Source organism: Klebsiella sp. 141251, assembly GCF_050600725.1.
Lineage (GTDB): Bacteria > Pseudomonadota > Gammaproteobacteria > Enterobacterales > Enterobacteriaceae > Klebsiella > Klebsiella aerogenes.
In genome coordinates this window covers 284,415-296,771 of the sequence record NZ_JAQIRG010000003.1, presented here as the reverse complement: position 1 = coordinate 296,771, position 12,357 = coordinate 284,415, and the positions used below count along the sequence as shown (strand labels likewise).

Genomic DNA, 12,357 nt, shown 5'->3' with positions numbered 1-12,357 from the left:
CCGATGAATGTATCGCCCTAAAACCTGGAATATGTAATGAGAGCGTGACCACCCATGCGAATTTTGGCTATCGATACCGCCACGGAGGCGTGCTCCGCGGCGCTGTGGAATGATGGCGCCCTGAGCGCCCATTTTGAAATTTGTCCTCGCGAACACACCCAACGTATCCTGCCGCTGGTGCAGGAGGTCCTCACTGAAAGCGGCACTACGCTGAATGAACTTGACGCGTTGGCCTTTGGCCGCGGGCCGGGCAGTTTTACCGGCGTACGTATTGGTATCGGCATTGCCCAAGGACTGGCGCTGGGCGCGGAGCTACCGATGATTGGCGTCTCTACGTTGGCGACGATGGCGCAGGGCGCGTGGCGCAAAACCGGCGCTACTCGCGTGCTGGCGGCCATTGACGCGCGTATGGGCGAAGTCTACTGGGCCGAGTATCAGCGCGACGAAGATGGCGTCTGGCACGGCGAAGAAACTGAAGCGGTCCTCAAACCGGCTGCGGTTGCCGAACGCCTGGCGCGGCTTTCCGGCGAATGGGCTACCGTCGGCACCGGCTGGCAGGCTTGGCCGGATCTGGCGAAAGAGAGCGGGCTGATTTTAAGCAGCGGCGAGATTGAACTGCCGGCGGCAGAAGATATGCTACCGCTGGCCATCCAACTGCTTGCGGCGGGAAAAACCGTGGCCGTTGAGCATGCGGAACCAGTTTATTTGCGAAACGAAGTGGCGTGGAAGAAACTTCCTGGCCGCGAGTGAATCTCAGTAGAGAGAAGACTGAGAGAAGGAGTCGCATCATGGCGGGTCAAAAACAGGGCGTTCGTTGGCTGTTAGCCGCGGCGGTCGCCGTTGCGCTAAGCGGTTGCGTGTCGGTGCCGGATGTTATTAAAGGCACCAGCCCTACGCCGCAGCAGGATTTAGTACGGGTGATGAACGCGCCGCAGCTGTATATCGGCCAGGAAGCGCGTTTTGGCGGTAAGGTTGTCAACGTGCAGAATCAGCAGGGGAAAACCCGCTTAGAGATTGCCACCGTACCGCTGGATAGTGGCGCGCGGCCGGAACTGGGGGAACCTTCACGCGGCCGTATCCTCGCCGACGTGAGCGGTTTCCTCGACCCGGTCGATTTCCGCGGCCAGCTGGTGACAGTGGTTGGGCCGATTAGCGGCGTCGTCGACGGAAAAGTTGGCGCCACCCCCTATAAATTCATGTTGATGAACGCCACCGGCTATAAGCGCTGGAACGTGGTGCAGCAGGTGGTGATGCCGCCGCAGCCCATCGACCCGTGGATGCTCGGCCCACGCCCCTGGGGCTACGGATACGGCGGTTGGGGTTGGTATAACCCGGGACCGGCCGAGGTCAGAAATGTCGTAACGGAATGATTTTGTTGTTTTTATAATGGAATAGAAACAGCGGCTAGCCCGCTGTTTCGTGTTTTTTAGTCTCATAAGAAAAATAAATAGTGACGCGCTTCGCAACCTGAAAAACGCCTAATTAATAAACTGGTACGCTGAGTTAATATAATGTTAACAAAATGTTTGTTGATCAGGGGCTGTGATGACGACGAATAACTATTTCAGAGGTGAAGCAGTGAAAAAGGTTTGGCTAAACCGTTATCCCGCCGATGTCCCAGCGGAGATAAATCCTGACCGCTATCAATCCCTGGTTGAATTGTTTGAACACGCCACCACCCGTTATGCCGATCAGCCGGCATTTATCAACATGGGCGAGGTGATGACCTACCGTAAGCTGGAAGAGCGCAGCCGTGCTTTCGCCGCTTATCTCCAGCAAGGATTAGGGCTACAGAAGGGCGATCGCGTCGCGCTGATGATGCCTAACCTGCTGCAATACCCGGTGGCGCTGTTTGGGATCCTGCGTGCCGGAATGATTGCCGTCAACGTTAACCCGCTGTATACCCCGCGCGAACTGGAGCACCAGCTCAATGACAGCGGCGCGGCGGCGATTGTGATCGTTTCCAACTTCGCACATACCCTGGAGAAAGTAGTCGATAAAACCCAGGTAAAACACGTCATCCTGACGCGGATGGGCGATCAGCTCTCCACCGCTAAAGGAACGTTGGTCAACTTCGTGGTGAAGTACATTAAGCGGCTGGTGCCAAAATATCATCTGCCGGACGCCATCTCATTTCGTAGCGCCCTGCAGCATGGCTACCGTATGCAGTACGTGAAGCCGGAAATCGTCGCGGACGATCTGGCCTTCCTGCAGTACACCGGCGGTACCACCGGCGTGGCGAAAGGGGCGATGCTGACTCACCGCAATATGCTGGCTAACCTCGAACAGGTGAATGCGACCTACGGTCCGCTACTGCACCGTGGTAAAGAGTTGGTGGTGACCGCGCTGCCGCTGTACCACATCTTCGCCTTGACCATGAACTGCCTGCTGTTTATTGAACTCGGCGGGCAGAACCTGTTGATTACCAATCCGCGCGATATTCCGGGCCTGGTAAAAGAGCTGGCAAAATATCCGTTCACCGCGATGACCGGGGTGAATACCTTGTTTAACGCGCTATTGAACAATAAAGAGTTCCAGCAGCTTGATTTCTCTTCGTTGCATCTTTCCGCCGGCGGCGGCATGCCGGTGCAGCAGGTGGTTGCGGAGCGCTGGGTGAAACTGACCGGCCAGTATCTGCTGGAGGGCTATGGCCTGACTGAGTGCTCGCCGCTGGTGAGCGTCAACCCGCATGATATCGACTACCACAGCGGCAGCATCGGCCTGCCGGTGCCGTCGACCGAAGCCAAGCTGGTCGATGACGATGATAATGAAGTCGCGCCGGGCGAGCCGGGTGAGCTCTGCATCAAAGGGCCGCAGGTGATGCTGGGCTACTGGCAGCGTCCGGATGCCACCGATGAAATCATTAAAGATGGCTGGCTGCATACCGGCGATATTGCGGTGATGGATGATGAAGGCTTCCTGCGCATCGTCGATCGCAAAAAAGATATGATTCTGGTCTCCGGTTTTAACGTCTATCCGAATGAAATTGAGGATGTGGTCATGCAGCATTCCGGCGTGCAGGAAGTGGCCGCCGTCGGCGTACCGTCCGGCAGCAGCGGTGAAGCGGTGAAGATCTTCGTCGTGAAGAAAGATGCTGCGTTAACCGAAGAAGCGCTGATTACTTTCTGCCGTCGCCATTTGACCGGCTACAAGGTGCCGAAGCTGGTTGAGTTTCGTGATGAACTGCCGAAATCCAACGTCGGCAAAATTTTACGTCGAGAACTGCGTGACGAAGCCCGTGCTAAAGTAGACAATAAAGGCTAAGCAACGAGTGAGTCGCCAGGCGCCGGCTAGCCGGTGTCCAGATTACTGACAAAGAAGGAAAAAGCGTGGTTTTTCCTTCTTTGTGGCGATTGGCCGAAAATCAATCAATTGATTTTCCTTGTTATTTGTCTGGTGCAATCTGCAAGCCCAACGATTGCATGAGGTTTGTGATTAATCTCGCGCCGGCTAAGCCGGCGTTTTTTATGGGCGCAAGTTAAGAGAGTATGATTTGAACTATCAGATGATCACCACCGACGATGGCCTGCGCGCTATCTGTGAAGCGGCAACTTCGGCACCCGCAGTTGCGCTGGATACCGAGTTTGTTCGCACCCGTACCTACTATCCGCAGCTTGGTTTGCTGCAGCTGTTCGACGGCAAACAGGTCTCTCTGATCGATCCGTTGACCATCAACGACTGGGCGCCGATGCGCGAGCTGCTGCTCAACCAGGATGTCACCAAATACCTGCATGCGGGTAGCGAAGATTTAGAAGTCTTCCTCAACGCGTTCAACCTGATGCCGCAGCCGCTGATCGACACCCAGATTCTGGCCGCCTTCTGCGGGCGCCCGATGTCGTGGGGCTTTGCTTCAATGGTGGAAGAATATTCCGGCGTCGCGCTGGACAAAAGCGAATCACGCACCGACTGGCTGGCCCGCCCGCTGACCGAGCGTCAGTGCGAATATGCGGCCGCCGACGTCTGGTACCTGTTGCCGATCGCCAGCAAATTAATGGCGGAAACCGACCATGCGGGCTGGCTGCCGGCAGCGTTGAACGAGTGCCACCTGATGCAGCAGCGCCGTCAGGAAATCCTTGACCCGGCGGATGCGTGGCGGGAAATCGGCAATGCCTGGCAACTGCGAACGCGCCAGCTGGGCTGCCTGCAGTTGCTGGCGGAGTGGCGTCTGCGCAAAGCGCGCGAGCGTAACCTGGCGGTGAACTTTGTAGTACGCGAAGAGCATCTGTGGAGCGTGGCGCGCTATATGCCGACCAGCCTCGGCGAGCTCGATAGCCTCGGTTTATCCGGCAGCGAAATTCGCTTCCACGGCAAAACGCTGATTAGCCTGGTTGAAAAAGCGCAGGCCTTGCCGGAATCGGCGCTGCCGGAGCCGCTGCAAAACCTGATCGATATGCCGGGATACCGTAAAGCCTTTAAAGATATTAAAGCGCTGGTGCAGGAAGTGAGCGCGGAGAAGGGCGTGAGCGCCGAGCTGTTGGCGTCGCGCCGTCAGATAAACCAACTGCTGAACTGGCACTGGCAGCTTAAAAATAAAAATGGTGAGCCAGAACTGGTTTCCGGCTGGCGTGGCGAATTGATGGCCGATCGTCTTAAAGCGCTGCTCAACGACTATCCTCGCTAGCGCCGGGCGCTATTCAGGCCATAAAAAACCGGCCGCGCGTTGCGTGGCCGGTTTTTTTAAGGCTACGGCGAAATGCCGTTAACAAGACAACAGGGTCAGGGTTTCGACTCTTCAGCTTCTGGCAGGGTCACGTTCAGCTCGAGAATCGAAATATCACCATCGCGCTGTTCCAGCTGTACGCTGACCATCTCAGGGTCTATCTGCACGTATTTACAGATGACCTCCAGGATATCTTTGCGCAGCTGCGGCAGGTAATGCGGCTCCGCGTCGCCGCGGCGGCGCTCCGCGACGATGATTTGCAGGCGTTCTTTCGCAATGTTAGCCGTGTTCTTTTTTCGCGAGAGAAAAAAGTCGAGTAATGCCATAATTTATCCTCCGAACAGGCGTTTGAGGAAACCTTTCTTCTCTTCTTCGATGAAGCGGAAAGGACGTTCTTCTCCGAGCAGACGATCCACAGTATCCGCATAGGCTTTACCCGCATCTGAAACGGTATCCAGAATGACCGGCTCGCCCTGGTTCGATGCGCGCAGCACGGACTGATCTTCCGGAATCACGCCGACCAGATTGATGCGCAGAATTTCCAGCACGTCTTCCATGCTCAGCATGTCGCCTTTGTTCACGCGGCCCGGGTTGTAGCGCGTCAGCAGCAGGTGCTCTTTGATCGGCTCGTCGCCATTTTCCGCGCGGCGGGATTTGGAGGCCAGAATGCCAAGGATACGGTCGGAGTCGCGCACGGAGGAGACTTCCGGGTTAGTGGTGATGATGGCTTCGTCAGCGAAGTACAGCGCCATCAGCGCGCCGGTTTCGATGCCTGCCGGGGAGTCGCAGACAATAAAATCGAAGTCCATCTTTTTCAGTTCTTCAAGAACCTTATCTACGCCTTCGCGGGTCAGCGCGTCTTTATCACGGGTCTGAGAAGCCGGAAGGATATAGAGATTTTCAGTACGCTTATCTTTGATTAGCGCCTGATTGAGAGTGGCATCGCCCTGGATAACGTTGACGAAGTCATAAACCACCCGACGCTCGCATCCCATAATCAGGTCGAGGTTACGCAGGCCGATATCGAAGTCGATAACGACAGTTTTCTTTCCCTTCTGGGCCAAACCAGTAGCGATGGCCGCGCTGGAGGTGGTCTTACCAACGCCCCCTTTACCCGAAGTCACAACAATAATGCGTGCCATAGAAATTCCTTGTTAAAAAGGGATTAATTGAACGGTTGAATTGTCAAAGCGCCGTCGCCTAAACGCAGGCGCGCCGCTTTGCCATAAAATTCAGCTGGGATGTTATCGCTCAGCCAATATTCCCCTGCGATGGACACCAGTTCCGCCGCGAGGTTAGTACAAAATATTTGGGCATCTCTGTCGCCGCTTGCGCCAGCCAGCGCACGTCCCCGCATCATGCCATACACATGGATGTTACCATCAGCGATAAGTTCCGCTCCGGCACTCACATGGTTTGTAACAATTAGATCACAGTGTGGCGCATAAATGCGCTGACCGGAACGTACCGGCAGATCAATCAAACGCGTTTTTGTGATCGGCGTAGCAACTGGTGGTGGTTCAACGGGTTCCGGCGGCGGCGCCTGACGAACGATTTTCTCTTTTCCTTCCGTCAGTAGCGGGATCCCGGCGCGGTCGATTTCCGTTTTCAGGCGGGAAATTTTACAACCGCTCACCCCCATGATGCGCAATCCGGTGGCGACGATAGCTTCATGCATCGGGCGCCAGTCGACGCTCTCTTCAATACTGCTGATGTTGACCACGACCGGTGCATGACGTAAAAAAGCGGGAGCCTGGGCGATTTTGTCTTCTAACGCCTGACGAATAACCTCGGGATTTGCATCGTGCAAATGAACGACAGATAAGGTGAAGCTACTGCCCTTAAGTTCGATTGGCGTATTTGACATCCTGGCCTTACTCAATTTGCTGTTTATCATCCGCCGAAGTGCGGTGATATTCCGAAGACTAAAAGGCATGTTATAGTCACTCATATATTGAGGCAAGTGACCACGGGTCTAATTCCGAGTAAAACTATGTTTTGTGTGATCTATCGAAGTGCTAAACGTGAACAAACCTATTTATATGTCGAAAAAAAGGACGATTTCTCGCGCGTCCCGCCGGAACTGATGGCAAGCTTCGGCACCCCGCAGATGACCATGCTGCTGCCGCTCGACGGGCGCAAGACGCTGGCTAACGCTGACCTCGAAAAAGTAAAACAAGCGCTCGTCGATCAGGGCTATTACCTTCAACTTCCTCCCCCTCCTGAGAATCTACTTAAGAAACACCTCGCGGAACAGGGGAATAAATCCGATTAACCCATTGAGGGAAAATAATGTACCAACATCATAACTGGCAGGGTGAGTTACTGGATTATCCAGTGAGCAAAGTGGTTTGCGTTGGCAGTAATTACGCAAAACATATTAAGGAGATGGGCAGCGCGATGCCGGAAGAACCGGTGCTGTTTATTAAACCTGAAACGGCGCTATGCGATATCCGCCAGCCGTTGGTACTGCCTGAAGGATTGGGCTCGGTGCATCATGAGGTTGAACTGGCGGTGCTGATTGGCAGTACCCTGCGCCAGGCCAGCGAAGACCACGTACGCAAGGCGATTGCCGGTTATGGCGTAGCGCTGGATCTCACCCTGCGTGATATTCAGGGCAAGATGAAAAAGGCCGGGCAACCGTGGGAGAAAGCTAAGGGGTTTGATAACGCCTGTCCGATCTCCGGTTTTATTCCTGCCGCCGAGTTCAACGGCGATCCGCAAAATACGCCGCTAAGCCTGAAGATTAATGGTGAAGTCCGTCAGCAGGGGACGACCGCGGATATGATTCATAAGATCGTACCGCTAATTGCCTATATGTCGCGCTTCTTTACGCTGAAAGCGGGCGATATCATCCTGACCGGGACCCCAGACGGTGTCGGGCCGCTGGCCAGCGGCGACGAGCTGGAAGTCGGCTTCAATGGTTTGACGTTGTCTAGCCGCGTGCTGTAACGTCCGCTTGCCGCCTTTTGGGGCGGCAAAACTTGCATCGGCGTGCCAGACTGGTTATAAGGTGCACCCTGAATTGTAATGACGGACATCCCAATGAGCGAACAACCTTTCTGGCAACAAAAAACACTGGATGAAATGACCGACGCGGAGTGGGAATCACTGTGCGACGGCTGCGGACAGTGCTGCCTGCATAAGCTAATGGATGAAGATACCGACGAGATTTACTTTACCAACGTCGCCTGCCGTCAGCTCAACATTAAAACCTGCCAGTGCCGCAACTACGAGCGTCGCTTCGAGTACGAACCGGACTGCATCAAACTCACGCGTGAGAATCTGCCGACCTTCGAATGGCTGCCGCACACCTGCGCCTATCGCCTGCTGGCGGAAGGTAAACCGCTGCCGCACTGGCATCCGCTGCTGACCGGCTCAAAAGTGGCGATGCACGGCGAACGTATTTCCGTGCGCCATATAGCAGTGAAAGAGTCCACCGTCGTCGACTGGCAGGACCATATCTTAAACAAACCAGACTGGGCGCAGTAAGCTCGTTGAAATATTAGAACCGGGCATTCCCTGCCTGCGCGGCCCGGTTCTTTGTACGTATCAATATCCCATCATTCTTAATGCCAGCCAGATAATTCCCGCCCACAATAAAGCGCATGGAAAAATAACAACACTAAGAGAACGCCAGCCGTTTCTACTCATCGGAAACCCCACATTTAAGTCATCATCACCAGGTGCGTTTGGCATTTCATCATCGGCGCGGGGGCGGGGAACTTTAGGAATATTTGTAAAGCAGATGTAGATAAAAATAGACCCGGCGCGGTGGCCGGGCTGAGAGGGAGTTGACGAGCTGCCAGGTCTCCCCGGCGCGATGACTGCTTGCGGCGATCAGATGGGCAGGAAACTCATCATCAAATACGCGACGACAATGCAGATTAGCGTCATATACCAGACTATGCTCATGGTGACTTATCCCATTTCAGACTCAAGAAAGACGAGCCTATCGGGTAACGACTTTAAACATCCGGATGTCGATTTTCAACCGCAAGCACGTGAGGGGCTTAGCTTTTCCTGGCGTGGAACAGGCCGTCTTCGCCGTGGCTTTCATCTTCAACCCAGAAGTTAATATTGAATTGGGCATCATCGCTGAGCTCGATACGATGCCAGTATTGCGGCGGGCTGGTGGCGAACTGCCCGGCATTAATGACGACTTTCATCTCCGGTTCGCTAGCCTGCTCATCATGAAAACCGTAATAAGTTACTGTGCCTTCCATTACGCACAGCTGACCGAAAACGTTAGCGGCAGTATTGTGATGGGTGAGCAGCGCTGGCGGAACATTTTCTTTAGTGAAGAACGGAGTGGAGCGTTTGACTTTCCAGTTAGCCGGGATACGCAGGTGGGACATAGTAAGCTCCTTAGTGGATGCAAATAAGATGTATTTAATGTGCAACTTTAAGGGGGCATCGTCAACTTACAGGCACAAAAAACGCCCCCGAAGGAGCGTTTACCATCTGGCAGGATAGCTTAACGGCCGAACAGATCGCGCTTTTTGGCTTTAAATGGCTGAGCGATCAGTACCAGCAGGCCGATGACCAGATAAGCTGCAAAGATGCCTACCAGCCACTGCGGCATTTCCAGAGTCAGGAATTCCCACTGGCGCACGGAACAGTCGCCGGTGGCAACGAATACCTGCGGTAGCCATTTATCCAGCGGCAGCCACGTCGGGAAACGAGCGGCGAAATCGCAGGTCTGGAACGGAGAAGGGTGTAGCTGAATCATGGTGTGCTCCCAGGCTAACTGCAGACCGCGCAGTGCGCTGTATAGCCAGATGAGCAACGCGACATAGCGCAGCGGGGTTTTCGGCGCGATAGCGCCCACCAGACCGGCGCCCATAATGCCAAACAGAGCGCAGCGTTCGTAAATACACAACACGCAGGGCTGCAGCAGCATCACGTGCTGGAACCACAGCGCCACTAATTCAAGTATAAAAGCGGTTAACGCCATCAAGAGCCAGGCGCCGCGTCCCCTTGAGCACTGGTTTAAGTATTGCAACATAATCATTTCCCTGGAACATGCTAAATCATGGCAGTGTAAACGAAAACTACCGCGACGCCATCCGCTAGTCGGAAAATATTACGTAAATGAATATTCGTTACCCGGGGGGAACCCGGGTAACGGGCTGCGCAATTAGGGCAGTACTGGGGTGGTCAACCAGCCATGGCTGAGCATCCACTGGGTGGCCGGCATCAACAGGGTTTCGACGCACAGCAGGCCGACCAGCGTGAGCACGATGGTATAGGGAAGCGCCATCCACACCATTCTGCCATAAGAGAGGCGGATCAGCGGCGCCAGCGCCGAGGTCAACAGGAACAGGAACGCGGCCTGGCCGTTGGGGGTCGCGACGGAAGGCAGGTTAGTGCCGGTATTAATGGCGACCGCCAGCATTTCAAACTGCTGCAGGCTGATAACGCCGTGTTCCAGCGCCGCTTTTGCTTCGTTGATATACACCGTACCGACAAAGACGTTATCGGAGATGGACGACAGCAGGCCATTAAACAAATAGAACAGCGATAGCTGAGCGTGCGGTGAAGCCTGCAGGACGAACTCAATCACCGGGGCAAACAGATGCTGATCGATAATCACCGCCACGATGGCGAAAAAGACCGTCAGCAGGGCGGTAAACGGCAGCGCTTCGGTAAAGGCTTTACCGATGGCGTGTTCGTCGGTCACGCCGGAAAAGGTGGTCGCCAGCACGATGACGGAGAGGCCAATCAGGCCAACTTCCGCCAGATGCAGGGCGAGGGCGGCAATCAGCCACACGCCGATGATCCCTTGAGCGATAAGGCGCATCCGATCCTGGCGGCTGCGGCTCTGGCGGCTACGGTCGTCGAAATCCTGTAGGACTTTGCGCACCGGGACTGGCAGCGGCTCGCCATAGCCAAACAGGCGGAATTTTTCCAGCAACAGACAGGTTATCAGGCCGCATACGATTACCGGCAGGGTTACCGGCGACATACGGATGAAGAATTCGCCGAAGTGCCAGCCGGCGGCTTTGGCGATAATCAGGTTCTGCGGTTCGCCGACCATGGTCATCACGCCGCCGAGCGCGGTACCGACGCCGGCGTGCATCATCAGGCTGCGTAAAAAGCTGCGGAACTGTTCGAGCACGTCGCGGTAGTGTTGATCGATATGGCTGTCATCAAGCATGTCGTTATCATCAGGCCGCGCGGAGGCGACGCGATGATAAATACCGTAAAAGCCGACCGCTACGCTAATGACCACCGCAACAACAGTTAGCGCGTCAAGGAAGGCGGAGAGAAAAGCCGCTGCCAGGCAGAAGGCCAGCGACAGCAGCATCTTGCTGCGGATCCCGAGGAGCAGCCGAGTAAAAATAAACAGCAATAGCTGCTTCATGAAGTAGATCCCGGCCACCATGAACATCAGCAGCAGCAGGACTTCGAGATTATTGGCTATTTCTTCGCGAATATGTTCGGGGCTGGTCATACCGATCAGCACCGCTTCTATCGCCAGCAGGCCGCCAGGCAGCAGCGGGTAGCATTTGAGCGCCATCGCCAGGGTGAAGATAAACTCCACCACTAACAGCCAACCGGCGACAAACGGTTGAAGATAAAACGCCAGCGGGTTAACCACCAGGAAGATAATCAGGAGAAGCTTGTACCAGTCTGGCGACTGGCCAAGAAAATTGCGCCACAGGGCGCGGCCATAAGACATTTCCACGACAGAGGTCCTTCCGTCAAACAACATGATTTTATGCGTAACTATTGCAAGATTACCAGTTGAGTAAAAAGGGAAGCAACTTTCTTCGCGGCGCATTACAGGTAATGGAAGGCGTTAAGCAAAAGCTGAAAATGAAACGGCGATCCCCTTTTAATTACTTTCAGATGCTATCTGGCGTATGGCTGCTCTGGTATGATGAGTGCAATTTGCAACGCTGTGTAATGGAAATCTTATTATGGTCATTAAGGCGCAAAGCCCTGCGGGTTTCGCGGAAGAGTACATCATTGAAAGTATCTGGAATAATCGTTTCCCGCCTGGATCCATTCTCCCTGCTGAACGTGAACTTTCTGAACTGATTGGTGTGACCCGAACCACTCTGCGCGAAGTGTTGCAACGTCTGGCCCGTGATGGCTGGTTGACTATCCAGCACGGTAAACCGACGAAAGTGAACAACTTCTGGGAAACCTCCGGACTGAATATCCTTGAAACGCTGGCGCGTCTCGACCACGATAGCGTGCCGCAGCTGATTGATAACTTGCTGTCGGTGCGAACCAATATCTCAACGATTTTTATTCGTACCGCTTTCCGCCAGCACCCGGACAAAGCGCTGGAGGTCCTGGCTACCGCGCGTGAAGTTGAAGATCATGCCGATGCTTTCGCCGAACTGGACTACAACATCTTCCGCGGTCTGGCGTTTGCCTCCGGCAACCCGATCTACGGTCTGATCCTCAACGGCATGAAGGGGCTGTATACCCGCATTGGTCGTCACTATTTTGCTAATCCGGAAGCGCGTAGCCTGGCGCTGGGTTTCTACCACCAGTTGGCGAAAGTGTGCGAAGAGAGTCAGCACGATAAAGTGTACGAAATCGTCCGCGCCTATGGCCACAACAGCGGCGAGATCTGGCATCGGATGCAAAAAACGCTGCCCGGCGATTTAGCCATCAATATGCGCTAAGTACGGACCACCCTATAAAAAATGCCCGGATAATCCGGGCATTTCGCTTTT

14 protein-coding genes are annotated in these 12,357 nt (G+C 54.7%); 8 read left to right on the top strand and 6 right to left on the bottom strand.

Translation table 11 applies throughout. From position 1 onward, the window contains the following. The first annotated feature begins 54 nt into the window (after nt 1-54). The 4 genes from tsaB to rnd all read left to right on the top strand — a co-directional run bounded on the left by tsaB (nt 55) and on the right by rnd (nt 4,621). A complete protein-coding gene (gene tsaB, locus PGR09_RS09130) occupies nt 55-750 on the top strand; it encodes a tRNA (adenosine(37)-N6)-threonylcarbamoyltransferase complex dimerization subunit type 1 TsaB (RefSeq protein ID WP_045390407.1) in 696 nt (231 codons plus the stop codon). A gap of 38 nt (nt 751-788) precedes the next feature. Further along, nucleotides 789-1,370, top strand: coding sequence for a Slp family lipoprotein (locus PGR09_RS09125; protein ID WP_045390409.1), 582 nt, complete (start codon nt 789-791; stop codon nt 1,368-1,370). A 208-nt stretch (nt 1,371-1,578) separates the two neighbouring features. Beyond that, on the top strand, nt 1,579-3,264 hold the full coding sequence (gene fadD / locus PGR09_RS09120) for a long-chain-fatty-acid--CoA ligase FadD (protein WP_015705923.1): 1,686 nt from the start codon (nt 1,579-1,581) through the stop codon (nt 3,262-3,264). 241 nt (nt 3,265-3,505) lie between these two features. Then, on the top strand, nt 3,506-4,621 hold the full coding sequence (gene rnd / locus PGR09_RS09115; RefSeq protein WP_161801895.1) for a ribonuclease D: 1,116 nt from the start codon (nt 3,506-3,508) through the stop codon (nt 4,619-4,621). A 95-nt stretch (nt 4,622-4,716) separates the two neighbouring features. Here the strand turns inward: rnd and minE are convergent, their stop codons facing one another. From minE to minC, 3 genes are read right to left on the bottom strand one after another with little or no spacing between them, the layout of a single operon-like run. Next, nucleotides 4,717-4,986: a cell division topological specificity factor MinE gene (gene minE, locus PGR09_RS09110; protein WP_015366053.1), complete on the bottom strand. Its 270-nt coding sequence runs from the start codon at nt 4,984-4,986 to the stop codon at nt 4,717-4,719. 3 nt (nt 4,987-4,989) lie between these two features. Further along, nucleotides 4,990-5,802: a septum site-determining protein MinD gene (gene minD, locus PGR09_RS09105; protein WP_015366054.1), complete on the bottom strand. Its 813-nt coding sequence runs from the start codon at nt 5,800-5,802 to the stop codon at nt 4,990-4,992. Nucleotides 5,803-5,825: 23 nt separating this feature from the next. Next, on the bottom strand, nt 5,826-6,527 hold the full coding sequence (gene minC, locus PGR09_RS09100; protein ID WP_047045268.1) for a septum site-determining protein MinC: 702 nt from the start codon (nt 6,525-6,527) through the stop codon (nt 5,826-5,828). A gap of 126 nt (nt 6,528-6,653) precedes the next feature. Between minC and PGR09_RS09095 the strand changes: the two genes are divergently transcribed. From PGR09_RS09095 to PGR09_RS09085, 3 genes are all read left to right on the top strand, one after another. Beyond that, a complete protein-coding gene (locus PGR09_RS09095) occupies nt 6,654-6,935 on the top strand; it encodes a YcgL domain-containing protein (RefSeq protein WP_316423115.1) in 282 nt (93 codons plus the stop codon). A gap of 17 nt (nt 6,936-6,952) precedes the next feature. Continuing rightward, nucleotides 6,953-7,612 carry a fumarylacetoacetate hydrolase family protein gene (locus PGR09_RS09090; RefSeq protein ID WP_430916070.1) on the top strand — a complete coding sequence of 220 codons (660 nt, stop codon included), beginning with the start codon at nt 6,953-6,955 and terminating at the stop codon, nt 7,610-7,612. Between the two features lie 93 nt (nt 7,613-7,705). Further along, nucleotides 7,706-8,152 carry a YcgN family cysteine cluster protein gene (locus tag PGR09_RS09085; RefSeq protein ID WP_045390420.1) on the top strand — a complete coding sequence of 149 codons (447 nt, stop codon included), beginning with the start codon at nt 7,706-7,708 and terminating at the stop codon, nt 8,150-8,152. A 521-nt stretch (nt 8,153-8,673) separates the two neighbouring features. Here the strand turns inward: PGR09_RS09085 and PGR09_RS09080 are convergent. From PGR09_RS09080 to nhaB, 3 genes are all read right to left on the bottom strand, one after another. Next, entirely contained in the window at nt 8,674-9,018 is a 345-nt protein-coding gene (locus PGR09_RS09080) for a DUF1971 domain-containing protein (RefSeq protein WP_045390422.1), read from the bottom strand. Nucleotides 9,019-9,137: 119 nt separating this feature from the next. Further along, nucleotides 9,138-9,668: a disulfide bond formation protein DsbB gene (gene dsbB, locus PGR09_RS09075; protein WP_015705844.1), complete on the bottom strand. Its 531-nt coding sequence runs from the start codon at nt 9,666-9,668 to the stop codon at nt 9,138-9,140. 132 nt (nt 9,669-9,800) lie between these two features. Then, complete coding sequence (gene nhaB, locus PGR09_RS09070; protein WP_045390425.1) at nt 9,801-11,351, bottom strand: sodium/proton antiporter NhaB; 1,551 nt, start codon at nt 11,349-11,351, stop codon at nt 9,801-9,803. A gap of 235 nt (nt 11,352-11,586) precedes the next feature. On the opposite strand from nhaB, the gene fadR reads away from it, so the two are divergent. After that, nucleotides 11,587-12,306 (top strand): fatty acid metabolism transcriptional regulator FadR, encoded by a 720-nt coding sequence (gene fadR, locus PGR09_RS09065; RefSeq protein WP_045390428.1) that lies wholly within the window; start codon nt 11,587-11,589, stop codon nt 12,304-12,306. Nucleotides 12,307-12,357 lie beyond the last annotated feature (51 nt).